Raw genomic sequence first — 25,556 nt, forward strand, 5'->3', positions numbered from 1 at the left:
TAAAAAAGTTCTGGTCGCAGACAAGGGATATGGTTCAGTCAAAAATATACATAAGCTCTATCAGGACAATCAAAGCTTTATCCTCAACATGAAGCTCAACTTCAGCATCTGCAGGAATCTGATTGCAAAGAATCTTTCCTGTCTTCTTGATGACTGCAGTTATAACCGAAAACTTGAACAGAATGTTCTTACCACAGAGATTGACTGGAGCTATCCAGGTAACTACAACAAGGATTCCACAAGATGCAAACGCGAGAAAGGCAGAATGTTTATTCATATCTACCTTGATCATGAAATCAGGAATGAGGCTGAAGATAAATTCAGAGCCAGGATAGCAGAGCTGTTGGATAAGCAGAGAGAAAGTATTGAGCCGCTTACTCAGGATGCGACTGATTTCCTTTCTACCTATGTTACAGAAGATTCAAATGGAAGAAAGGTAATCAATAACATCAAGAAATTTGAATACATGCTGTGTAAGGGTATAAGAGTTCTGCTTTCAGATTTTGTAAGTGATCCTGTTGAAGCTTCACGCGCTTATACAGAACGAAATGAAGTTGAAGAAAGTTTCAGAAAACTCAAGGATTTCACGGGAGCAAGAAGATTGCACGTATCCTCATCCAAAACTCTTTCGGGAAAAATCTTTGTGCATTTCCTTTCATGCAGTATTCTCTGCATGCTAAGACATCGCATCCATTCCGCAGAAGTAAAAGGTATAAAACTGCCGTTTGACTCAGTACCCAAAATGCTGTCTTCCCTGTCAAATATAACTCAGACGATATTCCCAAACGGAGGGTACTTCTCTGAAATAGCAGGAAAGAAGAAGGAGCTGTTTGAAGGATTGGAAATTCCATTTCCAGAGTCTGAGATGAATATAGAGTACGAGGAAGATGCTGCAACGGAAGCAGAGGATTAACCGCAGATAAAACAAATTCTCAGCACATGTGCTGAGAATTTGTTGATTTGCCCATAGTTACAAAAAAAGTGCAAAGAATGGGCCGTGTCCGTTTTCCGATGAATGTCCGCAGGCAATCAGTGATTACCTCACCATGTAAATCCCCATTCTCTGAATATTAGAGCAAATAATAACGGTTCCGTCATACAGGATGTTTCAACAGAACCGTTATCGGACTGGTTCCCTATGTATTCTGCTTTTCGTCTTTTTTGGGGAACCCGCGTACACACATTTTCAGGGAAATCGTCGTAAACCGTTACTGAACCTCGGTAAATGCATAACTCATGTCGGCATCATTTACACTGAGAACATAAGTTCCGGAGAGACCTGTGTATTCATCCCCCGAAGTGGAGGTATTTACGGCAAGCTGACCGCCGGTTCCGGAGGAACCGTAAATGGTGCTTCCGCTCCATGAACAGCCGTCCACCACCTTAAAGCGCTGATTTTCAGAACCGTCAAGCGTTACCGTTATATTCCATAGTCCCGTAGAGGAATCAAAGGTCATGGCATCAAAGGTCCAGTTGTTTGAAGTACCGGCATAACAGAGACTACCCCTGGTTTTGGCATATTCATTTTTCACCGTAACAACTCCGGTGTAGGTCACTGTCTTACCGGATACCGTGGCTGTAAGCATCACGGTATAATCACCTTCCTCAGCATAATTTACGGTAACAGCGTCAGATGAATCTGATGTCGTACCATTTCCGAAATCCCAGCTCCAGCTGATTTCTTCGGCTGATGCCCCGTCAGGTATCACGGAGGTGTTTGCAAACTCTGCCGTAAGACCATCGGATGTATAACTGAATGATACGTCAGGTAAAGCTACAGTCCCGGACTCAACGAACTGATAAGTCATGTCTGAATCCCTTACATAAAGAGTATGGTACCCGGACAGAGACGTGTATTCATCACCTGAAGTTGAGGTATTTACGGCAAGCTGACCGTTGGTTCCGGAAGAACCGTAAATGGTGCTTCCGTTCCATGAACAGCCGTCTACCACCTTAAAACGCTGATTTTCAGAACCGTCAAGATACAAATCCACGGACCAGTATCCGGTAGAGGAATCATAGGACATGGCATCAAAGGTCCACTCGTTAGAGGTTCCTGCATAGCACAGATTTCCCTTTGTCTGAACATAGGTTTCCGTATCCACCTCAGTTGTGGCGGTCAGGGTAATAGTCTCTGAGTAGGAATCAGTTGTCCCGGAAGTATCGGTTACGGTAAGACTTACCGTATACGTTCCCGCCTCGTCATAGGTTACTGACGGATTCTTTTCGGAAGAGGAGTTTCCGTTACCGAAATCCCATGCATAAGACAGGCTGTCACCGTCGGCATCTGACGAAGCATCACTGAAGTTTACGGTCAGACCGTCAGCTGTATGGGTGAATGAGGCAGACGGTGCCGTATTTTCAGTTGCAGCCGGCTGCTCCTCAAAATAATACGTCATGTCTGAGTCCTTAATGTTCAGCACGTAATCACCGCTTAATGAAACATATTCGTCACCTGAGGTTGAATTATTTACGGCAAGCTGACCACTGTTTCCGGAAGCCCCATAGACCGTACCGCTCCATGAGCAGTTCTCTGCCACTTTAAAACGCTGATTCTCCGAGCCGTCAAGACTTACGTTTAATGACCAGTAACCGGTCTTCGCATTGTATGTCATCTTTTCAAAAGACCATGAATTCGAGGTTCCTGCATAGCACAGAGCCGTCTTTGTATTGGCCGTAAGATTGGAGCATTCATCGCTGTCGGAATTCAGAATACATTCACAGCCGGCATCAGAAGAGTTGGCTTCACAGTATGAAAGGCAGAGTCCGTTGGCATCCGTTGATGAATTACGGCATAGACAGGCTGCTCCGGTCGGATCGGTTTCACAGGGATCCGCCACGCTTCCGCACCATGTTTCATCGGAACAGATAGCCATTGCCGTCTTTGCCGGAATGGTAACTGTAACCGTTCCGTTTGAAACGGTAACGTCATCACCGCACGGATTGTTAAGAGGATCGGAGGTACCGAGAATGTCACAGTACGTTCCGTCAGACATGGCCACGCTGAACGTACGGGTTACGGAACCTGAGGTGGTGTTCATGGCATAGAACCCCTTTGCCCCTCTGTTAAACCAAAGAATACCGTCATCATATCCCTTGGTCGTAACAGCCTCGCCTCGTGTGGCTCTTGCGAATCTCGGAGCATTAAGCACAAAAGGAACACGGTGCTGACACAGCCAGCCACCCTCGCATCTGGCGGCACTTAAAGGCCCTCCGGTATCGTGTTCCGTAAATGAATAACCTGAATATACCTGTCTCACGGTGCCTACAGGCCATACTGCCAGCCATGACTGAGCCAGATTGTAGTTATCGTTATTCTGGGTGTTCATCGAACATGTTCCGGCTGAACAGCGGTATGCTTCATTATCATGGTTATTTACGAACACCTCGGCACTGGCTCCGTCTATTGAGGTATAGAGGTCGAAGGCTCCGCCATAGTTTCCGTTCCCGAAAACATTGGTCATCTGACTTACGTAATCGAAATCGGTAACCACCGCATTGTCTATATAGGTGTACTTTGAAGGCTGGATGTCATCGGCTTCCCCATAGGCGCCGATAACCTCAAGATATGCCGGGGGTCTTTTTCCGGCAATGTTCGCCGTCTTGGAAAGAATTGAATCAATGTCGGTATACCCCATGTGCTTGGCAGCATCAATGCGGAAACCGTAAATCCCCATATCCATGAGATTGGCAAGATAATAGGCAATCTTGGTCTGGGTGGAATCATTGTCGGTGGCGGTATCAGGCATTCCGCTTAAGGCACAGTAACGTACCTGATAGGCGTCAGTATATGAATTTATGGAGCATGATGAATGGAAATCACCTGAATTAAAACCGTCAGCATAACTGTAGTCCGAATAGGAACTGCCGCCTATACCGGTTCCGGAACCTGAAGCTCTCTGATTGAAAACGGCATCCGCAAACACCTTTACGCCGGCCTCGTTACAGGCCTTGATCATGGCTCTGAGTTCAGATTCATTGCCGGTCATGGTAGTATAGTTATAGAAATTTACCGGCTGGTACACGGCCCACCACACGTCACTGCGGTTAATATGTTCTGCAGGCTGGGAAATCTGCACACCGTCAAAACCCGCAGGTCCGAGATATTCGGTACATTCTGAAGCAATGCTGTTATAGGTCCATTGGAAAGGATGTACAATAACCATTTCCTGTTCGTAAGAATCCGCACGGGCGGTATTGAAAGCTGAAACCGACAGCGTCAGGGCAACAGCGGAAGAGAGAAGCTTGAGCCGCTTATGATTTTTTAAGTTCATTATCCTTTTTCCTTCATAAAGGTTGTTCACACATACAACTTCGGAAAAAATTTTCCTGATAATGACTTTGCTGATGACTGTATTTATCGACTTAAATATAGATTTATTTTATGTTTTTTTATTGATTTTACATGACAAATAATAACATAAAACGTTTTCAAAAATTCCATAAAGATCACATTTTAAACATTTGGTATTTACCCCCTATTCACAAAACACACTATAAAAATTAACACTGATTTCTTTCAAATTATTGCTGACAAACGTTTACACAGCTTTCGGAAAAATAAGATAAACGGTTCCCTGTTAAAAAAAATAAGCTCGATTTTCGGGAAGACCGGATAATCCCTTTCAGGAACCTGAGATGAATACGAATGATGAAGATACAGCCACGGAAGCAACGGACTGTAGGATTTAACGCAAAAAAATCCTCAGCATTGGAGTGCTGAGGATTTGGACTATTCCATAGTTACACCAAAATGTGCATAGAACGGTTTTTTACCGATACGTCTCCGTATGTCCGACAGACTATTTGTTTCTGAGCAGTGTACCGCTTACCGGTTCAACGCCGTTAAGTTTGAACTTTATGGACTTGACTCCCTTCGGCGTGTTTGTCTGAAGGGCAAAATGCAGATGAGGTCCGGTAGTATAGCCGGTATTGCCTGACAGGGCTATAACCTGTCCCTGCTGAACATAGTCACCAACCCTGACGACCTGGGAATTTCCCTTCAGATGAACATAAACGGTAATGGTACCGTCATCATGCTGTATTCTGATGTAGTTGGCCATAGGTCTGAAGCTTGGATTGTTTCCGCCGGTAACTGAGCCCATTCTCATATCCACAACCTTACCCTTCTTGGCGGCAAGTACAGGGGTTCCGACAGGCATTGAAACGTCAATTGCATAGCGGTTCTTAGGTCCCTGATGGGTAAAACCGCCTTCCCATCCCTGAGTAACCTTATAGGCGCCCTTGAACGGAACAATGAGCTCGTTAGGATTTGTCGTATAGTAGAAGGTATCTGAACCGCGGAAGATCTTACCTATGTCAAAGGTTCTTGACAGGGTCAGTTCCCCGTCACCGCCGTAAATCACATAGCCCACGAGATAATTCTGATTTCCCTCAATTTCAATTGGTTCATCGAAAGGAATGTTCGTATCCTTTATTAATGACTTATCAGAAGCCTTGATTTTTACGGTTACTTCACTGGCGAACTCATTAACAATGTACAGTTTGTGAGTCTTTGGATCAAAACTGAGAGAAACCTTATCCTGATCAGGCTCCCCCCAGTCATCATATGAATCATACTGATATCCGCTGCTCTGGGCTGAGTTCTCGTCATCAGTATAGTAAACCACACCGTTCTCATCCACATAGCGCAGTATCTTGCCCTCTGCCGAGCCAAAACCGGCCACACTTATTAACAGACAGGCAACTACGGAAAATAACTTATTGCTCTTCATAACCACAAAATTGAATCACTGAAATAATCTACAACCGCTCACGGAAAGCACCGGCCGCCGGAAGTCCTAATCCTGACACATGCTCATAAGCATTCCGTGCTCTCTGGAACCGTCCGACATAGGATAATAATTTTTTCTGATCATGTCCTGAGCAAAGCCCACACTTTTATAAAGATTAATGGCTTTTATGTTGGAAATACGCACCTCAAGCATCATTCTGACGATGCCGAGTTCATCCTTAAGCATTCTCATGCTTTCCAGAAGAAGATGTCGGCCAAGTCCCCTGCCCTGATTTTCCGCGGCAACCGAAATATTCTGCAGCGTTGATTCATCAAGAACATAATCATATACTGCATAACCCAGAACGGTATCATCCTCCACGAGAACGTAGAATCTGTAGTTATCCCCAACCGAGTCGAGAAAAATCTTTTCCGACCACGGATGATCCTGAACCTGCCGTTCAATACTGATGATCTGCGGGAGATAAACCGCCAGTTCATCCTTATTAATTTTCTTTATCTGCATCTGTGTTATCCGCAAAATGATTTCCCAATGATATTTTTCCGGATTCGGAAACAAGGTATCCCCTGCTTAACAGAGCGGAAAACACTGCTCTTTTCTGTTCCTGCTCACCTTCACCGGTAATTCTGACGTTATGACCTGACTCATCGGCATCCAGCGAGATAACAACGGTTTTGTCTGATGCCTCTGACCTGTTCCATGAATATGTAATCTCATTGTAGTCCAGAAAACCTGCCAGATTAAAAATCCATTTGCACTTGTCCGGAGTTTCAAGAATAAAAGAAGGATTATCCACAGGAGCCCTGACGACTTTCATCTTTTCCACTTCCCGAACGTACTTTCTGATTACGCTCCACAGATTTCTTTTTCCGCTTTCACCGGGATAGATTGGAATATCCGGTTCCTTTCCGTCCGGAAGCTGAGGCATTGAAGCCGGACAGATGGTAAGTCTGTTTTCCGCTCCGGCAGATTCCCTGCCGTACCACCCGCAGGGATATGACAGGTACCTGAGGTACCCCACAAGGTTAAAAACCCATTCCCTGTTGTAATTATCATCACCGACAAAAACAAAATACGGAAAACTCCGCAAAACGTCAGCGTAAAGGAGTCCCTTATCGGTATTTTTAATTAAAGACGGTCGGCGCAGTGAATATGACTTTATGTTCATTGCCCCGAGTATTTCACTGTTAAAGCTATCCATTATCTGACCAATATAATCCCTGAATGTTTGATCTCACGGACGGAATAACCGCAGTCACTTATAACCTTACTGATTTTAGCGAGATCCTGTTCCCTGTCTGACTCAACGATGACCACCTTCTTTTCTGAATCAACGTTTACCATTACCACCCCGGAAACCTTCAGCAGGGCATTTCTTACTCTTTCAACGCACTTTTCACAACGCATTCCGTCCACATCGGCTGTAACCGAAAAAAGACGATTGTTACGGAACAGCCTGAATTTCTTAAACAGATTAAACATACCCTGTGCCCTACCTCTCGCATAAAACATCTTCCGACATCTATTGTATAGCATTGACGGCTTAAAATCACATGTGACAGGTCATAATTAGACATACCGACATTATTACCGGATGATACATCCTTACGGAAAACAGTCATAACTTGTCCGCCGGAAACACACATTCCCTTCACACCTTAATCACATAAAACAGACAGCATATTCCGGACATAAATAACACCGCAGGGAATAACCGCACAAAAAACGATTGTTTTTTAAGCAATGGGAACAAATTTCATAAAATGCTGTTTATAATCTGTTTACAAAAAACCTGTGATTTTTCCCTGAGAAAAAGTTCTTTTTCATGAAAATATTTTCATAAAAATTTGAAAAAAGTCTCAAAAAGTTACCCACTGTTTCGCAGTCTCACATTGTGAACAAACATACAACTATATGTGTACATCTTTATAACAAAAAACTTACTGTTCAACAAATAACCAGGTGTTAAATCGTCATGTCAGATTCACTCAGGTTATCTTTTCAATGTAAAAAGTTGTAAACAGAAAACGGGCTTCCGTACACAGCCTCCAGGAAGTTCTCCTTATTAAACACCGGTTAGAGCCTTACAGAGCACCGGCCTTAGGGGGAAATCATGCGGTTTTTCACCGGGAACGGGAAAAAACACGCATATATGCGTGTTTTCGGGGAATAAAGGTACAGGCTCTTAAATGCGGTTATTGGTCTGAAGCCGCGGCAGCACATAATGCGCCGGCCCCGGCATATATCATTTAATACCGAAATCAGATATTGTCGGTAACGATGTCCTTGTTAAACACCTTTTCACAGAAACGGCACTTTAACTGAATCTTACCGTTCTTGTTGATCACCTTGAAGTTGGTAACGGCCGTTCTCTCCACATTGCTTATGCAGTTTGAGTTCGGACATTTGAACACTGCAGTCACACTGTCAGGAAGTTCAATCTTTCTCTTGGTCACAACCTTATAGTCTTCAATAATGTTGACTGTGGCATTAGGAGCAAAAATACTTAACTGATTGGCCTGTTCCTCGGTAATACGGACATTTTCAACCTTAATGAGGTCCTTGTGACCGTTTGCCTTTGAAGGAAGGTTAAAACCTACGGTGATACGGTCATTGTTGTCAAGAATATGAAAATGTTTGAGGATGTTAAGAGCCTGACCGGCAGGAATGTGGTCTATAACTGTGCCGTTCTTTATGGCTTCAACCTGAAGCTGTTCTTTTTCTGACATACTATACCTCTTCATTTAATACTAATGACAACAAAGCCTGACGGGCGTATACACCGTTAGCCGCCTGCTGGAAATAATAGGCGTAAGGAGTATGGTCAACTTCAGGAGTGATTTCATCAATTCTAGGAAGAGGATGTAATACCTTGAGGTTTGGCTTGGCCTCTTCAAGAAGCTCAGGAGTCAGAATGTACTTGGCTCTGATGTGACGATATTCGGTTTCGTCGAAACGTTCCTTCTGAACACGGGTCATATAGAGAATATCAACCTCAGGAATAACGTCTTCCATTCTGTCCATGACGTGATATTCAATGTTGTTTTCTTCGTATTCATCAATGATGTAGTCAGGCATTGCCAGAGAATCAGGAGAAACAAGAAATATCTTGGCATTATATTTACAAAGAGCCTGAGAAAGGGAATGTACGGTTCTTCCGTACTTCAAATCGCCCACGAAGGCGATGCTCAGGTTATCAAGATGCTTCTGAGTTTCATAAATGGTAAACAGATCCAGAAGAGTCTGTGAAGGGTGCTGATTTGAACCGTCACCCGCGTTAATTACGGGAACCGGAGACACGTCAGCCGCAAGTCTTGCGGCACCCTCATGATGATGTCTCATAACCAGCGCGTCCGCATATGAGGTAATGATGCGGATTGAATCCGCAAAGGTTTCACCCTTCTTGGCAAGAGAGGTGTTACCGGCATCGGAGAATCCTATTACACGTCCGCCCAAACGCTGAATCGCAGTCTCAAAAGACAGTCTGGTTCTTGTTGAAGCTTCAAAGAAGCAGCTTGCCACGATTTTGTTTTTAAGAAGATCGGTACGAGGATTGGATTTTAACAGCTGAGCTGTATGAATAATCAGTTCAAGATCATCACGAGAAAATTCAGATATTGAAATGATGTCTTTCTGGAATAAATTGTTTGCCATCATCTTTTCCTGGTTTGACTAACGGTAGATATCATCTACTCTCACAACCGAGCAAGGCTAAGGTGACATAAAGAAATTCGGTTCAGGACATCAGATTAGCGTTGCTATCTGAAGTACACATTATATAGCTTTATTCCATCTGAAAAAATAAAAAAATTAGCAAAATTAAAATTTACCCAAAAAATAACCATCACCACCACAAACAGGCATTGATTTTGCTCATGTTTTGTCCATACGGATAAAATTTTGCGTAAAAATTATTTTTTTACTTTATTTTTACTTTTTTATCTGTATAATGATGGGCATGTGCTTAGGGGCGTAGTTCTAATGGTAGAACAGCGGTCTCCAAAACCGACGGTTGTGAGTTCGAGTCTTACCGCCCCTGCCATTCAAAATCAATCAATGTTTTCAATTGTCTTATGTTATCCTGAAAAACATTATTATTTATTTGATTTTGTATATGACTGTTTTACAGTCAGGCTTTTTCTTAATACCATTTAAACACAGACCGGAAAATCGCATGATTTTCCGGTTCTTCGTTTCTGTTAACGTTTCTGTTAACACTGCCGGTTTCTGTCAGCCCTGCTGCAGGTAACCGGATGCTATTTTGAATTGTAATACCTGATACCGTTATTCGGATTGAAATAGGTTCTAATATAGCCGTCGCGTGAAACAATGACGATTTCATTCGTGGCCTCGAGATAGTAGACGTCGTCACCGTCATCTTTCTCGTACTTGTGAAGTGCACGCGGATTGTTCACAACCCTTGCCGCGGCAGCCTGATATGATTCAGCCCCGGAAAATCCCATGTATTTTCCGTGCTTTTCATAATGATCTCTGAGAAGTCTGGCATTTCTGAATGTCTGTCCGCGACCTGAGCGTTCTTCACTCTGCTCATACCCGTAACCGCTCTCAGGCTGAAGTATCCTGCCGTCATCGGAATTTTTCTGGGTTATGAAATATGAAACGCCCAGGATAACCAGCAGCAGAACAAAGCGCAAGGTACCGCCCGCTCTGCCCATCAGTGCGCGCAGCAATAGTTTAAGCATTACAGTACTCCTTTGGAAACCGGCAGACTGTCACGGATACCGATGCATTCTGCCGGTTGTTTACCGATTATTTGATTAGTTCGAGCATTTTAGCATAATCATCGGCGGCCTTCACTTTATCATTGGCCATGATGATAATTCCGGATTCATCTATAAGATAAGTGGTTCTCACCACCCCCATATAGCTTCTTCCGTACTGCTTCTTCTCTTTCCACACATCATAGCCACTTATTGCCGAAAGTTCAGGATCGGAAAGAATCGTAAAATTCAGCCCGAACTTTTCCGCAAATTTCAGATGTGAATTGACCGAATCCCTGCTTATTCCCAGAACAGTAACGTTCTTATCCGTAAAAAGTCCGATATTATCCGAATAGCCGCAGGCCTGTTTGCTGCATCCCGGAGTATTGTCCTTCGGATAAAAATAAAGAATCACCTTCCTTCCCCTGTAATCGCTCAGTCTGTGAATATTTCCCTGCTGATCGGGAAGGGCAAAATCAGGTGCCGGCGTACCTACTTCCAACATAAAAAACTCCAATAACCAAAACATAATAGATAACTGTTCACATTACATATGGTATATCAGGAAAACCTTACGGAAAACAGGGTAAAAACCAAAGTGCTAACGGAATCAGAACACTGAAAGGAATTTGAAGGAGAAATAAAGAAAATACGAGAAAAAAGTGGTGGCCCATTCCTGACTTGAACAGGAGACCAAACGATTATGAGTCGTCTGCTCTAACCGACTGAGCTAATGGGCCTCTGAATAAAGACACGTGCATTATACACATGAGATGATTGTTTGTCGAGATTAAAGTCAAGGTTTTGTGTTAAATCACAATTATGGACAATCATTTGACTAATCTTTAAACACATTGACTCCATCACGCAAAAAAAATACCGGAGCCCCTGCTCAGCGGCGGCATCCGGTACCTGGTTTCCTGTCAGCGGAAGCTGAAGGTTTTAATCATCAAGGAAGCTCTTGAGAGGTTCGGATCTGCTTGGGTGACGTAACTTACGCAGTGCCTTGGCTTCAATCTGACGGATACGTTCTCTGGTAACGTCAAACTGTCTGCCTACTTCCTCAAGAGTATGGTCGGTGTTCATACCGATACCGAAGCGCATTCTCAGAACCTTTGCCTCTCTTGGGGACAGAGCTGAAAGAACCTGTTCGGTAACAGCCTTCAGGCTTTCTGAGGTTGCAACGTCTGAAGGTAACGGCAGTGATTCGTCCTCGATAAAATCTCCTAAATGCGAATCGTCATCATCACCGATAGGAGTTTCCATTGACATAGGCTCCTTGGAAATCTTCATAACCTTACGAATCTTGTCTTCAGGGATACCCATTTTCTTGGAAAGTTCCTCAGGTGTTGCCTCTCTGCCATTTTCCTGAAGCATCTGACGTGAAACCCTGTTGAGCTTGTTGATGGTTTCAATCATGTGAACAGGAATACGGATGGTTCTGGCCTGATCCGCAATTGAACGGGTAATGGCCTGTCTGATCCACCATGTAGCATAAGTTGAGAACTTATAACCCCTGCGGTATTCAAACTTATCCACAGCCTTCATAAGACCGATGTTGCCTTCCTGAATCAGATCCAGGAACTGCAGACCTCTGTTGGTATATTTCTTGGCTATGGAAATAACCAGACGGAGGTTCGCTTCAATCATTTCTGATTTTGCGTTTCTTGCATGAGCATTGTTAACCTTAACGGTTGTGTTGATCTCACGGATCTTGAAAATAGGCAGCCCCGTTTCATTTTCAATCTCACGAAGACGTTCAACAATGCCGGTAATTTCATTTTCATAAGCCTTCATCTTTTCGGCAAAAGGCTTTTTCAGCTTAACGATCTTCTCGAACCATTCCATTGACGCCTCTTTATGGGAATCAATGAATCTGCCGCGGAAATCTTCAGGCTTCATGCCGCATCTGAGCATGATTTCACGAATTCTTCTGTCCTGAACCTTAACCTTGTCCATAACGTCGTTCATGTTCTTGATCAGCTGATCAAAAACCTTAGGCACAAGACGGAACTGCTTGAATACTTCAGCCAGTTCCTTGATTGAATTCTGGGTTCTCTTGGAATCACGTCCGTACTTCTTAAGACATTCGATAGTTACATTGTACTTATCCTTAAGAAGTTCAAACATCTGAGCGGCATACACCGGATCAGGGCCTGATTCTTCGTCATCCATCATCTTTGAGGACTTTTCTTCATCGCCGTCCTCATCATCCTCATCGTCGTCATCATCAACAACGACCTTCTCCTCGGAATCGGAATCCTCAGTGTCGTCATCCATCGGTTCATCACCCTGATTGTCAATTGAACCGTCGATGTCAAGGTTAACGTCAAGTACCACGTCATTGCCGTCGTCCTTTACCGGAACATCCTCGTCGGACTCGGAAGTTTCGGCAAAACCGGTAATGATGTCACTGAGTCTTATCTGCTCGTCGACATACTGATCATACAGCTTAAGCACAAAATCAATGGCACTCGGATATTCAGCCACACAGCTCTGAACCTTGTTTATGCCGTTTTCAATTCTCTTGGCGATATCAACTTCCGCCCTTCTGTCAAGAAGGCCCACGCTGCCCATTTCACGCATGTACATTCTTACCGGGTCGGTAGTCTTACCGATGTCGGAAATAATGTTTTCGATTTCAGCCACATTCTGCGGCAGCATTAAATCATCAGTTGATTCAGGAGCCTTTTCACAGATCTGAATATCCATGTCGGCGCAACGCTGGAAGAATTCTTCGAGCTTTTCGGAATCAAGATATTCCGCCGGGAAAAATTCCTTAATTTCTTCTGTTGTTAAGTAACCTTTGGATTTACCATCTCTTAGAAGCTGCTTCAAAGAAAAACTAACCGGTTTACTATCCATTGCTTAAATTTTCCTAGTTCAAATATAGAAACACCGCAGCCTTCACCGGTACACGATGAAAACTGAAGTCCTTTGGTGTATTTCCTGTTTTTGCACTTTTTCAATAACGTATAGCTGTCTCTAATCTACTTTCCGACCAGTCTATCTAAATCACAAACAGAAAAAATATAACATAACACACTATGCAGACACGTAATTATAAATACTTCATCCGTATTTTTCAAAGACACACCCACTCTTTCGTGAATAATCTCAATCATTTTATTGATTATCATTTCAATTATTGGACACGGATCGAAATTTATTTTGAATTGTCTGATATCCACACACATACATGGGTGCAAAAAATAATATTTCAAATGATTTTATAAAAAATAAAGGGGAAACGCCCCAGCGTTTTCCCCGGTATGTCAGACAGCCTTCCTGCGGAAAGAGACGGCACGACAGGTCTGAACCGGCCCCGTCCGGCCGACGGTGCGGCTCCGCCGCACTACTTCAGATTTCTGAGCTTCTGTTCCAGAAGGGTTGAGAGGGCAAGTTCCTCGTCCGTAAGGTTCCTTCTGGTTGCCTCACGGCGCAGCCAGGCTATCTTTGCCTCAACCGCCTCGGTGAGATAGAGCTTTATGAAACTCAGCATGCTTGAAATTTTAACATTTTCCAGACTGTCATCCATCTGAACGGCCGCCAGCAGATTCATAATCCTTTCGTATACGGTACCCCGGTACTGTTCCAGCAGTGCGCCGGTGGTGATGTCCGGTTTGGCACTGATTTTACTCAGTACGTCCAAAACTATACCGGCCTTTTCATCGGCATATTCGTTCAGCAGCTTATTGAGTCTTTCCTGTTCCGGTATGCTGTTCACGAGATAAGGATTCTGAATGATTCTGGCGACAAGTCCGCGAATCGGCGTGAGTTCCAGCTGGGCGGCTCCGGAGGCTGCAGTTCTCTGAACCTGCGGTTCACTGGAATGATCAGAACTCTTTTTATTCTGCAGACACATCTCGATGCGTCTTTCCTCCCAGCCCACCAGTCTGGCCATGGCCACAATCAGAGACTGAACCATTACCGGAGCATCGGTTATCTGATTTGCCAGACTGCAGAATTCATCCACGGCCTTTATCTGCCCCTCATCGGTCCCCAGGTCAAATCTTCTGCTGAGTTCGGACAGCAGATAGTCCTTGAAATAGAGGGAATGCTCCAGATATTTTCTGAAGCCTTCCGCCCCCTGTTCGCGCACCAGCGAATCAGGATCGTGTTCCTTCGGCAGGAAGCAGAATGAAAGGGTCTTGTCGTCCCTTACGGCCGAAAGCGTCAGGCCGAAGGCTCTCCATGCGGCATGTCTGCCCGCATCGTCACCGTCGTAGCAGAAAACAATCCTGTCGGTCTGCTTGAACAGCAGTTCCAGCTGCATCGGCGTGGTTGCAGTGCCGAGAGACGCCACGGCATTATGCACGCCGTACTGATCGAGGGCTATTACGTCCATGTACCCCTCGGTGATGATAATGCAGTCGAGCTCCTCCCGCGGAAGTTTTCTGACATAATCCAGATTAAATAACTCGTAGCCCTTTTTGTAGATTTCACTCTCTTTGGAATTGATGTACTTAGGCTTGGAGTTGTCAAGCACGCGACCGCCGAAGGCAATGACGTTGCCTTTCTTGTCCCTTATGGGAATGATTACGCGGTTACGGAACATGTCATAGTGACGACCGGTCTCATTGACCTTTATCAGACCGATGTCAAGAAGCCTTGAGGTTCTGTCGGCATCTCCGTGACTGTCAGTACACAGAGCCTTGTATATGAAATCCCAGGAATTCGGCGCAAAACCTATCTGATACTTTTCAATGGTTTCCTGAGTAATTCCCCTGTTCTGCAGATAACTGCGGGCTTCAGGATGCTTGAAGAGCTCCTGGTGATAAAAACCTGCAGCCGCCTTGGTGAGTTCATAGATTCCGAGGGACTTCTCATGATTGTATTTCGCATGTTCATCATACTCAACGGAAACCCCTGCTATTCCCGCCACGGTTTCCACGGCCTCAGCAAAGGACACGTTGTCATATTTCATGATGAAGTGATAGGCATTCCCCGCCTCATGGCAACCGAAACAGTTAAAAAATTGCTTCTGCTGGCTTACGCTGAAGCTTGGAGTTTTCTCGGAATGAAAAGGACAGCAGGCCATGTAGCCTGATCCCGTTTTCTTCAGTTTGATGCGTGAGCTGATGACGTCAACAATGTCGACCCTGTTCAGCAGCTCATTGATAAAGCTTTCCTTAATTCTTGGCATATTACGACCTTAACACAATATATTCAGACTTATTTCCTAAATTACTTTCTTCTAAAACTACTTACTTTCTGCTTTATCCTTAAAGCGGACATATGTGACTTTACCACAAAAGCCCGGTCATACCAATATATTTTTTGTACGAGACAATCGTATCCGTATACGACTCAAATTACTCCCGGATTCCGTTAATGATGCCTTAAGGAATCCGTGAGAACATAAAACCTCATACGCAAATATGGTATGATATGACACAACACATTGGAGGTATCAATATAATGGCTGTTTACTGCATCGGTGACGTACATGCCTGCCACGATGAACTGAGGGCACTGCTTGAGGTAATGGATTTCAATCCTGAAAACGACGAACTTATATTCACCGGAGACCTTATAGGGCGCGGACCTCAGCCTCTTCAGACATTAAGATTCATAAAAAATCTCGGAGAACGCGCACATACCGTTCTCGGCAACCACGACCTTAATCTTCTGGCGGTGATATACGGTCACAACCAGCCCAGAAAAAAAGATAATCTTGATGAAATACTCAAGTCAAAGGAACTGAATAAAATAACGGACTGGCTGCGTACCAAACCTCTTCTCTACCTGCACCCGCAGCATCCAATCTGCACGGTTCATGCCGGGATCTCCCCGCAGTGGAACATTGCCGATGCCATCAGGTGTGCCGATGAAATGAACGCGGTTATCCGTGATGATTCCGTCTTTGACTCATTCCTTGCCGGGATGTACAGTGACGAGCCTGATTCATGGTCCGAAGATCTTACCGGCATCGACAGATGGCGATACATAACCAACGTATTTACCAGAATAAGATTATGCAGAAGTGACCGGACCCTTGATCTCAAAAACAAGAACTCACCGGAGGAGGCCAGGGATGAAGGCCTGTTACCATGGTTCGACATGCTTGGTCACAATGCTCTGACCTCAGACAGAAACTACACGCTTGTTTTCGGACACTGGGCGGCGCTCACGGGCAAATGTCTCCATCCGAAAATAAAGTCACTGGACACCGGCTGCGTATGGGGAAACAGACTGACCGGATGGTGCTATGACACCGACACTCTTTACAGTGTACCGAGCCTTCTGCCAAACAAATTCAAAAAGTAAAGGATTCAAAACGACATGATTCTATCTCTAATAGTTGCACATACCAGAAATTTCACCATCGGCAGGGACGGAGGAATGCCGTGGCATCTGCCTGCCGACCTGGCCCATTTTAAAAAAACAACCATGGGCTCACCGGTTCTTATGGGCAGAAAAACCTTTGAAAGCATCGGCAGACCGCTTCCCGGCAGACTGAACATCGTTATCACCGGCAGTCCGAAGCCTTCCGACAATGCGAATCTCCGTTACGTAAAAACCGCGGAAGAGGCCGTCAAAGCCGCAGAGGAAGCAGGTGCGAAAGAGCTCTTTGTCATCGGTGGCGGCTCAGTTTACAGACAGTTCATTGACAGGGCCGATCGTCTCTATATCACCCTGATTGATGCGGATATCGAAGGCGATACCACATTCCCGGAATATGACACACGTGATTACGAAATCATTGCGTCAGAACACTTCAGTGCTGATGAAAAAAATGCCTGCGACATGGATTTCATCACTTATGAAAAAATCAAAAAATAAATTCCGATAAATGCCGTTACGGCAGGGTTTACCCGGGCTTTCCGGCTCAGCCTGCCGTAATTTCCCTTATTCTGCTTCTCTCAACGGCATAACGGCGGCAGAACTCGTCCATATCGTTGTCAGAGGTTATAAGCATCACCTCCCGAAACCTGCCGTTTCTCAGACTGGAAAAACCCGCCACCTTTTCCCCGGTACAGATGCCGATGCGCAGCACCGGCTCCTCCTCTTCGGGATTATACGGTGTCACGCACTTTTCTTTTCCGAAAAGAAAACCTGTCAGAAAACTCATACCCAAACTCCAAACCGGAAAACTCAGACGTCGGCATAAAAAATTATCCGCCCTCCTGCAGAATAGCAGATACGGAGGACGGATAAACAGGCATAAGTCAAAAAATTCACGCCGTCGTGAATAACGGTTCAGGCATCTTAGTCACGACGGGAACGGATAAAAGAGACGGCTCTCAGGAATTTAATGCCTCACTGCCGGTCTTTCCCGCACGCCAGATGGTAACCGTAACAAACACGGCAAGCACGTATGAATAAAACAGATAAGGAACTATCGATATACTGCTTATCTGCATGATGCTGGCCGCAACAAGAAGCTGGGCACCGTACGGAATAATCCCCTGAACGATACAGGAGCTGGTATCAAGCAGTGAAGCCGTTATTTTTCCGGATATGCCGTATTCCCTGCTGATGTCCCTTGCCAGCGGCGCAGCCGCAACAATGGCAACCGTGTTGTTGGCGGTTGAAATATCCATCAGGGATGTCAGCAGTGCGATTCCCGCCATACCGCCACGCCTTTCATTGAAATTCCTTCTAATGTAGTTAAGAATGGCCGCAAAACCGCCGTTAACCTTAATCAGTGAGGAAATTGATGCCACCAGGATGGTTACAATCATGGTTTCAAACATTGAATTTGTTCCGGATCCCATCGCCTCGAATGACGCCGCATATGACAGACCGCCAAGCCCCATTCCCGTAAACAGAAACAGGATAATGCCGACAATAAGGACAATGAACACGTTTATCCCCATGAGTGCCAGAATAAAAACCAGAAAGTACGGAAAGGCCAGAAAAAAGCTGAAATCGTATTTATTCACCACGCTGATTTTGCTGTTAAGCGACACGAAAAGCATAATGATGAACGTTACTGCAGCAGCCGGAAGCACTATCTTCAGGTTGGTAAGAAACTTATCCTTCATCTCCACTCCCTGAGTCTTGGTGGCGGCAATTGTGGTGTCGGAGATAAATGACAGATTATCACCGAACATTGCGCCACCGATTACCGCACCTGCACAAAGCGGTACGGAAATACCGCCGTTCTGCGCCACGGTCAGGGCAATCGGCGACAGAACACTGATGGTTCCGACGCTTGTCCCCATGGCCATGGAAATCAGACAGGCTATGAGAAACAGCCCGGGCACGGAAAAATTGGCAGGAATGACGCTGAGCATCATGTTAGCGACACTGACGGCTCCGCCGGTTGCTGACGCCAGCCCGCTGAAGGCACCGGCCAGCAGAAAAATCAGAAGCATGATTGTGATATTGCTGTCGCCGATTCCCCTGGCACAGACCGCTATTTTCTCGTCAAAGGAAAGACGGCGGTTCTGTATGAACGCCACAATCAGTGCTATTCCGAAGGATACGACCACAGACGTTATGTAGAACCCCATTTTGCCTTCAATGGGACTCACATACTCAAAATACAGTCCGTTTCCGAGATATATGATAAGAAATACCAGAATTGGAAGTATCGCCGCGAAGTTCGGCTTTACTTTTGTGTTTATTTTATCTTCATTGTTTAATGTGTTTTCATTGTTGGACATTTTATTATAATTCCTCTCTTTTTGTGCCCATGACAGGACAATTTTACAGCAGAAAAAAATTGACTATCAACAATAATTTCATTTCACGGAAACGAAGGACAGGGACGGAATTTAACTCAGCCTCAGTCAGTCTGAGAACATAAGAGCGTAAGTGACGCACCGGGAAAACAGAAACGGATGACCGTGGCAGGCACGGTCATCCGTTTTAAGCAGTGTCTAAGGACAGACGGCAGTATCCGTTTTACTTCTTTTCTTCGGAAACGGCCTCAGATGATTCCTCAGAGTCTTCTCCGTCCGCATCATCAGACTCGTCAGTCAGGGCTCCGTCTTCATCCGCAAAATCAGATTCAGATTCAGATTCAGCTTCGGCATCAGGATCAAAACCATCTTCCTCAGCATCAAAATCATCGTCTTCAAACTCATCGTCCCAGTCATCAAAATACTTAGGCTGAGGAGGTTCAGGCTTGTCCCATACGAAGTTTTCATTGTTCGCCTGAGCTTTATCCTCGTCGGATAAGGCCTCTTCACTCTGTCTGATGGCATCGAGCTCGTTCATGACATCGCTGCACAACGGCTTGACATTGATGCCGGCCGCAGCTGAAATGACATAATACTTCTCATCCTTGCGATCGAGTCTTGTGAGGATATCGTCAATGATTTCCTTAAGCTCTTCCTCACTGTGAATGTCGCACTTGTTGAATACCAGCCATCTGGTCTTCTGAGCCAGCTTTTCACTGTAGAGGGCAAGCTCCTGTTCGATGGTTCTGATGTTTTCAACGGGATCCGAACCGTCAACAGGCTGCAGATCCACAAGGTGCAGCAGCACGCGACAGCGTTCAAGGTGACGCAGGAACCTGTGACCGAGACCTGCACCCTGTGAGGCGCCTTCAATAAGTCCAGGAATGTCCGCAACCACAAAGCTTCTGCCTTCCCCTACCCTGACCACGCCGAGAGACGGTTCAAGCGTGGTAAACGGATAATCCGCAATTTTAGGTCTGGCGGCACTTACCGCACTGATAAAGGTTGACTTACCGGCATTAGGCAGACCGAGCATGCCCACATCGGCAAGAAGCATGAGTTCAAGACGCAGATAACGCTTGTCACCCTGGGTACCGTTGGTCTTCTGTCTCGGAGCGCGGTTGATGGAACTCTTGAAGCGCGTATTGCCGAGACCGTGGAAACCTCCCTTGGCCACAAGGAGTACCTGATTTTCCTTTATGAGGTCACCGATAACTTCTCCGGTATCGTCATCGATCACGCGTGTTCCCAGAGGAACGCGGATGATGATGTCCTCACCGGCCGCACCGGTACAGTTGGCAGGACCACCGTTCTTGCCTCTTCCGGCCATGTAAAACTTCTGAAACTGAAAGTCTATCAAAGTATTAACACTGGTATCGGCTCGCATGTACACGTCACCGCCATTACCGCCGTCACCGCCGTCCGGGCCTCCCTTAGGGATAAATTTTTCTCTTCTAAAGCTTACGATACCGTTACCGCCGTCGCCGGCTTCGACACGAATTTTAGCTTCATCAACGAATTTCATTATGATATTTTCCTTTCAGTAAATCCGTTAAACATGATAAATCAACAAAAAAAAAGACTCCACCTTAACACATAGGGTAGAGTCTCTTTGTCAATTCCTTAGATATTAATCAGCGATAACGCTTACATATCTACGATGCTTAGGACCGCCAACGGTGTACTTAACCTTACCGTTGCTGGTTGCAAATAAAGTGTAATCCTTTGCAACACCTACATTGCTGCCTGCATGGAACTGAGTACCACGCTGACGAACAAGAATACTACCAGCTGAAACAGCCTGACCATCGAAAATCTTAACACCTAAACGCTGACCTTGGGAGTCACGACCGTTATGTGTACTACCACCAGCTTTCTTATGAGCCATTGTCTACTCCTTATGCATTAATACCGGTAATTTTAACCTGAGTGTACCACTGACGGTGACCGGTAACCTTCTGATGATGCTTACGACGACGGAACTTGGTAATACTTACCTTTTCGCCACCAACAGACTTAATTACTTCAGCAACTACCTTACCACCTTCTACATATGGAGCACCAACCTTTACGTTGTCTCCATCGGCAACCATGAGTACCTTATCGAAATCTACAGAATCGCCAACGTTCTTAGAAGCGTCTAAATCAACTTCTAATACATCGTCAACAGCTACCTGGTACTGCTTGCCGCTAGTTGAAATAACTGCGTACATTATATATTCCTCTTAAAAGTATCCAGCTGAGCCGGATACATAAAAATCTTAAAATGATAATGGCGTGCATTATACAGATTACTCACTTCTTATGCAAGGTAAAATTTGAATATAATCAAAAAAAATTTAAAGTCGCCTGTCTGAAATTTACACACCAAGGTATTCAGGTACACCTCATATTCTTTCAGCTTCAGTCCGTTCCCTCATAATGCCGGCGCCGGCGGAAAAACACCTTTCACGCCGACAAAATCATTCACTTCGTAAATTTAAATTACAGGCCAAATGTAATATAATATCTCAGTGCAGGTCTTTTCACTGAGACAGGCGTAACGTTAAAACTGAAGTAATTAGGTGATTGATATGTCTGAATCTTTGTTTATGAAACTGACTGATGAACCCGTCAAGGAAATAGACAGACTGATAATGGAACAGATCAAGTCACCCGTCGAGCTTCTGAATCAGGCCTGTTTTCACCTCATCACTGCCGGAGGCAAACGCATCCGTCCGCGGCTAATGGCACTGATAACCGGACTGATATCACCGGATGCGGTTCGCAACATGGACATTCTCTCCATGGGCGCCGCCGTGGAAATTCTGCATACAGCCACCCTGATGCATGACGACGTAATCGACGAAGGTCTGATGCGCCGAGGCATTCCCAGCGTCAACAGCGCCTACGGCAATAAGGTAGCGGTACTTGGCGGCGATTACCTGTTTACCAAGGCCTACAATGCCACCATCAAAGCAACCGATGCCCGCATCAGCAGAGTTTTTTCAGACGCCCTGACAACCCTGGTACAGGGAGAACTCACCCAGATGACCAACACCGCCAATCTGGAGATTACCGAAGCCAGCTATTTCAAGACCATATATTCCAAAACGGCGGTTCTGTTTGAAATCACCACCAAAATTCCGGGACTCATTCTTAACCGCACGGACGCAGAGATTGAAGCTCTGGCAAAGTACGGACGCAACATCGGCTACGCCTTCCAGATAGCTGATGACATTCTGGACTATACCTCAGACAGCGAAGTCCTCGGCAAGGTTGTGGGTAAGGACATGGATGAAAAGAAAATAACCCTGCCGCTAATCTATGCACTGAACAATGACAGGGGCATAAGTCGCGAAACCATTTATGAAGCCATTAACGGCGGCCGGGTGGAAGAGATTCTGCAGCTCATTTCCGATACCGATGCAATCGCCTCCTGCGACAAAGTCGCCGAAAGACTAATCAGCGAAGCAATAGACGCCATAGCCGTATTCAGTGAATCAGACTACATGCAGGCTCTGAGGGAACTGGCATACGCCTCATACAGACGCAAGTACTGATATTTGACGGAAATAAATCAGGCAGCCCTGCCACCAGATTTTCGGATACGCTGATTATCTCATTCTTAAGGTTCATGAAAACCTCAACAATCTTAGGGTCAAAATGTCTTCCTGCCTCATCCCTGATGATTTCAAAGGCAGTACGGTAACTCATCGCATCCTTGTAGCATCTCTTTGACACAAGCGCATCAAACACGTCTGCTATTGCCATAATTCTCGCACAGAGAGGGATTTCCTCTTCCCTGAGGTTATACGGATACCCGGTACCATTCCACTTTTCATGGTGATACGTTGCCATGTCAACGGCAGTTGAAAGAATAAGGGTACTTTCCATTCCGGAAAGTGTTTCCGCTATCATCTTACCGCCAATCTGGGCATGAGTCTGCATAACCACAAATTCATCCAGGGTAAGCCTGCCGGGTTTACACAGAATAGCATCGGACACGGTGATTTTACCGATATCATGAAGCGGAGCTGCTGTTACGCATGCCTGACAGAAGTCATCGGTAAGCTCGTCAAGATAATATCCGGCATCAAGAAGTCCCCTGATGACAATCTCAACATAGGACGCAGTTCTCTTGATGTGACTGCCTGTGGAAAAATCACGGCCTTCTATGATTGATGCAAATGACTCAATTATTTTCTTCTGCATCTGCTCGATTTTTTCTTCAGCAATCTCATCCTTGAGAGCAATCTCCCTGAGACAGCGCTGATAGTCAACGACTCTGAGTATTCTGGAACTGATGGTGGAAACTGATGACTTCAGGTTTATGAAATCATCCACTCCAAGTTCAAACGCACGGTCTTCAAGTGCGGAATTAACACCGTCACTGAGAACCACCACCGGAATGGACTTGGTTAAAGGTAATCTTTTAAGGGATTCTATAAGATATATTGTATCGAGACCTTTGGTCTGCATGTTTATGATAATCAGCTCAAACAGACACAGGGATGCGACCTGCATGGTCTCCCTCATGGTTGTGGCTTCCATCAGTCTGAAGCCTTTTAAAAAATCCGCCAGAACCAGCACATTATTCTTGTCGTCATCGACAATCAGTATATTCTTAGGATGCATAAAAACCCCTCGTCTGTACACTCGTAATCTTCTGATAATTCAGAACATCCTGTCAGACTTAGGATTTGCATGCTTTGAGCTTAGGCAGGATAAAATACAGACCAGATACTTATTTTTTATTTATTATCGGTATTTCTTTTTTATTATTATCTAAACGCTCCGACACCGGAACATTATCAAAAATTATACAAAAAGGTATTTTTGATTTTATTACATAATTGTAATAATATATTTAAAATTTTGCAAATTATGTAAATACATCACATTTTTATTACATAGCGATAACAAAAATGTGAACACCACCCAAACATAAAAAAAGAGTCTGACGCTCACGCATCAGACTCTCAGTACTCAGAATTTTATATCTGAACCGAACCGCTATCAGTCAGCAAAAGGATGACGAAGCACGATGGTTTCTTCACGGTCAGGACCGGTTGAGATAACGTCAACCCTTACACCTGAAATTTCTTCAAGACGCTTGATATAGTTCTTGGCATTCTCAGGAAGGTCTTCGAACTTCTTTAAACCGAAGGTTGATTCCTTCCAGCCAGGCATGGTTTCATAAACAGGTTCCAGACCTTCGTAATCATCAGCGGCAAGCGGAGAATAGTCAATAACTTCGCCGTTGCTCTTCTTGTATGCCACGCAAAGCTTAACTTCATCAAGACCGTCGAGAACATCCAGCTTGGTCAGACAGAGACCGCTTAAGGAGTTAATCTGATTTGATCTGCGCATTGCCACGCCGTCAAACCAGCCGCAACGGCGGCGACGACCAGTTACGGAACCGAATTCGGCACCCTTGGTGCACAGATATTCACCGGTTTCGTCCAGTAATTCGGTAGGGAACGGACCACCGCCTACACGGGTGGTGTATGCCTTAACGATACCGATTACGTATTCAATGTTTCTAGGACCGAAGCCTGAACCGGTGCTTACGCCGCCGGCTACGGTATTTGAAGAGGTAACGTAAGGATAGGTACCCTGGTCGATGTCAAGGAATGTACCCTGAGCACCTTCGAACATAATCTTCTTACCGGCTTCCCTTGCCTTTGCCAGCAGAGAGGTTACATCCTGAACCATAGGAAGGATTTCCTTGGCGTAATTTCTGCAGTCTTCAAGGACCTTCTCATAGGAAATAGGTTCAACGTTATAGTACTTGGTCAGACAGAAGTTGTGGTATTCCATTACGGTTTCAAGCTTTTCGGCAAAATCTTCCATGTTAAACATGTCACCTACTCTTAAACCGCGACGGGCCGCCTTATCCTCATAGGTAGGACCGATACCTCTGCCGGTGGTACCTATAGCCTTCTTACCGAGCTTGGCTTCACGGGCACGGTCAATTGCCTGATGATAAGGAAGAATTAAAGGACATGCAGGGCTGATTACCATACGTGATCTTACTTCAACGCCTTTTTCTTCAAGTTCTCTGATTTCACCTAAAAGAGCTTCCGGGGAAACCACAACACCGTTACCTACAACGCAGGTACAGTTCTGACGTAAAATACCGGAAGGAATAAGACGTAAAACCTGCTTTTTGCCATCAACTACCAGAGTATGACCGGCATTATGACCGCCCTGATATCTAACAACGTAATCCGCTTCATCAGTTAGCAGATCAACAATTTTACCCTTACCTTCATCACCCCACTGGGTGCCTAAGACAACAACGTTATGAGCCATACTAATTTATAACACTTCTATCTGGTTAACAAAAGATTCCGAATCAGCCGTTACGGCCCGCACGAAGCCGGCGGTGACGTCAGATTCACAATCATGATTAAAAACAAACAATGAATTCTATCATAAATCAGTCACAAATTAAACCCGGT

At 45.1% G+C, this 25,556-nt stretch carries 22 protein-coding genes and 2 tRNA genes; 5 read left to right on the plus strand and 19 right to left on the minus strand.

Going from position 1 to position 25,556, the window contains the following annotated elements:
* Positions 1–913: transposase (locus QZU58_RS03705; protein ID WP_294495024.1), on the plus strand; the 913-nt coding region annotated here is incomplete at its 5' end.
* Between the two features lie 295 nt (positions 914–1,208).
* Here the strand turns inward: QZU58_RS03705 and QZU58_RS03710 are convergent.
* The 7 genes from QZU58_RS03710 to pyrB form a co-directional block, all read right to left on the minus strand.
* Complete coding sequence (locus QZU58_RS03710; protein ID WP_294495027.1) at positions 1,209–4,274, minus strand: PKD domain-containing protein; 3,066 nt, start codon at positions 4,272–4,274, stop codon at positions 1,209–1,211.
* 528 nt (positions 4,275–4,802) lie between these two features.
* Positions 4,803–5,735, minus strand: a complete 933-nt coding sequence (locus tag QZU58_RS03715; protein ID WP_294461264.1) for a M23 family metallopeptidase — start codon at positions 5,733–5,735, stop codon at positions 4,803–4,805.
* A 66-nt stretch (positions 5,736–5,801) separates the two neighbouring features.
* Positions 5,802–6,260 carry a ribosomal protein S18-alanine N-acetyltransferase gene (gene rimI, locus QZU58_RS03720; RefSeq protein ID WP_294495030.1) on the minus strand — a complete coding sequence of 153 codons (459 nt, stop codon included), beginning with the start codon at positions 6,258–6,260 and terminating at the stop codon, positions 5,802–5,804.
* Complete coding sequence (locus QZU58_RS03725) at positions 6,241–6,957, minus strand: hypothetical protein (protein WP_294495033.1); 717 nt, start codon at positions 6,955–6,957, stop codon at positions 6,241–6,243. The genes rimI and QZU58_RS03725 overlap by 20 nt, the downstream gene beginning before the upstream one ends.
* Positions 6,957–7,238 carry a heavy metal-associated domain-containing protein gene (locus tag QZU58_RS03730; RefSeq protein ID WP_294495036.1) on the minus strand — a complete coding sequence of 94 codons (282 nt, stop codon included), beginning with the start codon at positions 7,236–7,238 and terminating at the stop codon, positions 6,957–6,959. The genes QZU58_RS03725 and QZU58_RS03730 overlap by 1 nt, the downstream gene beginning before the upstream one ends.
* A gap of 779 nt (positions 7,239–8,017) precedes the next feature.
* On the minus strand, positions 8,018–8,485 hold the full coding sequence (gene pyrI / locus QZU58_RS03735) for an aspartate carbamoyltransferase regulatory subunit (protein WP_294461257.1): 468 nt from the start codon (positions 8,483–8,485) through the stop codon (positions 8,018–8,020).
* A gap of 1 nt (position 8,486) precedes the next feature.
* The gene (pyrB, locus tag QZU58_RS03740) at positions 8,487–9,410 is read right to left on the minus strand and encodes an aspartate carbamoyltransferase (RefSeq protein WP_294461255.1); all 924 of its coding nucleotides are present in this window, start codon (positions 9,408–9,410) and stop codon (positions 8,487–8,489) included.
* Between the two features lie 312 nt (positions 9,411–9,722).
* Between pyrB and QZU58_RS03745 the strand changes: the two genes are divergently transcribed.
* Positions 9,723–9,798 (plus strand) — tRNA-Trp (locus tag QZU58_RS03745).
* A 214-nt stretch (positions 9,799–10,012) separates the two neighbouring features.
* Here the strand turns inward: QZU58_RS03745 and QZU58_RS03750 are convergent.
* The 5 genes from QZU58_RS03750 to dnaG all read right to left on the minus strand — a co-directional run bounded on the left by QZU58_RS03750 (position 10,013) and on the right by dnaG (position 15,623).
* Positions 10,013–10,459 carry a hypothetical protein gene (locus QZU58_RS03750; protein ID WP_294495039.1) on the minus strand — a complete coding sequence of 149 codons (447 nt, stop codon included), beginning with the start codon at positions 10,457–10,459 and terminating at the stop codon, positions 10,013–10,015.
* 67 nt (positions 10,460–10,526) lie between these two features.
* Entirely contained in the window at positions 10,527–10,982 is a 456-nt protein-coding gene (gene bcp / locus QZU58_RS03755; protein WP_294461251.1) for a thioredoxin-dependent thiol peroxidase, read from the minus strand.
* 158 nt (positions 10,983–11,140) lie between these two features.
* Positions 11,141–11,217: transfer RNA gene (locus QZU58_RS03760), tRNA-Ile, on the minus strand.
* 202 nt (positions 11,218–11,419) lie between these two features.
* Positions 11,420–13,342: an RNA polymerase sigma factor RpoD gene (rpoD, locus tag QZU58_RS03765; RefSeq protein WP_294495042.1), complete on the minus strand. Its 1,923-nt coding sequence runs from the start codon at positions 13,340–13,342 to the stop codon at positions 11,420–11,422.
* Between the two features lie 490 nt (positions 13,343–13,832).
* Complete coding sequence (dnaG, locus tag QZU58_RS03770) at positions 13,833–15,623, minus strand: DNA primase (protein WP_294495045.1); 1,791 nt, start codon at positions 15,621–15,623, stop codon at positions 13,833–13,835.
* A gap of 275 nt (positions 15,624–15,898) precedes the next feature.
* Between dnaG and QZU58_RS03775 the strand changes: the two genes are divergently transcribed.
* Together QZU58_RS03775 and folA are read left to right on the plus strand one after the other, a co-directional pair.
* Positions 15,899–16,747, plus strand: coding sequence for a symmetrical bis(5'-nucleosyl)-tetraphosphatase (locus QZU58_RS03775; protein WP_294495047.1), 849 nt, complete (start codon positions 15,899–15,901; stop codon positions 16,745–16,747).
* Positions 16,748–16,762: 15 nt separating this feature from the next.
* Positions 16,763–17,263 carry a type 3 dihydrofolate reductase gene (gene folA / locus QZU58_RS03780; RefSeq protein ID WP_363174812.1) on the plus strand — a complete coding sequence of 167 codons (501 nt, stop codon included), beginning with the start codon at positions 16,763–16,765 and terminating at the stop codon, positions 17,261–17,263.
* A 46-nt stretch (positions 17,264–17,309) separates the two neighbouring features.
* Here the strand turns inward: folA and QZU58_RS03785 are convergent, their stop codons facing one another.
* The 5 genes from QZU58_RS03785 to rplU form a co-directional block, all read right to left on the minus strand.
* Entirely contained in the window at positions 17,310–17,552 is a 243-nt protein-coding gene (locus tag QZU58_RS03785) for a hypothetical protein (protein ID WP_294495050.1), read from the minus strand.
* 172 nt (positions 17,553–17,724) lie between these two features.
* Complete coding sequence (locus QZU58_RS03790) at positions 17,725–19,152, minus strand: Na+/H+ antiporter NhaC family protein (RefSeq protein WP_363174814.1); 1,428 nt, start codon at positions 19,150–19,152, stop codon at positions 17,725–17,727.
* 181 nt (positions 19,153–19,333) lie between these two features.
* Entirely contained in the window at positions 19,334–20,635 is a 1,302-nt protein-coding gene (gene cgtA / locus QZU58_RS03795; RefSeq protein WP_294495053.1) for an Obg family GTPase CgtA, read from the minus strand.
* 105 nt (positions 20,636–20,740) lie between these two features.
* On the minus strand, positions 20,741–20,998 hold the full coding sequence (rpmA, locus tag QZU58_RS03800; protein ID WP_031579767.1) for a 50S ribosomal protein L27: 258 nt from the start codon (positions 20,996–20,998) through the stop codon (positions 20,741–20,743).
* A 10-nt stretch (positions 20,999–21,008) separates the two neighbouring features.
* Positions 21,009–21,323, minus strand: coding sequence for a 50S ribosomal protein L21 (rplU, locus tag QZU58_RS03805; RefSeq protein WP_294460000.1), 315 nt, complete (start codon positions 21,321–21,323; stop codon positions 21,009–21,011).
* A gap of 360 nt (positions 21,324–21,683) precedes the next feature.
* Here rplU and QZU58_RS03810 point away from each other — a divergent pair, with 360 nt between their 5' ends.
* Positions 21,684–22,652 (plus strand): polyprenyl synthetase family protein, encoded by a 969-nt coding sequence (locus QZU58_RS03810; RefSeq protein ID WP_294495055.1) that lies wholly within the window; start codon positions 21,684–21,686, stop codon positions 22,650–22,652.
* On the opposite strand, the gene QZU58_RS03815 is transcribed toward QZU58_RS03810, so the two are convergent.
* Positions 22,585–23,727, minus strand: coding sequence for an HD domain-containing phosphohydrolase (locus QZU58_RS03815; RefSeq protein WP_294495058.1), 1,143 nt, complete (start codon positions 23,725–23,727; stop codon positions 22,585–22,587). The two genes, QZU58_RS03810 and QZU58_RS03815, sit on opposite strands and share 68 nt — an antisense overlap.
* A gap of 381 nt (positions 23,728–24,108) precedes the next feature.
* Positions 24,109–25,407 (minus strand): adenylosuccinate synthase, encoded by a 1,299-nt coding sequence (locus tag QZU58_RS03820; RefSeq protein ID WP_363174813.1) that lies wholly within the window; start codon positions 25,405–25,407, stop codon positions 24,109–24,111.
* Between the last annotated feature and the right edge of the window lie 149 nt (positions 25,408–25,556).

It is taken from the genome of uncultured Ruminobacter sp. (genome assembly GCA_902764345.1).
GTDB lineage: Bacteria > Pseudomonadota > Gammaproteobacteria > Enterobacterales > Succinivibrionaceae > Ruminobacter.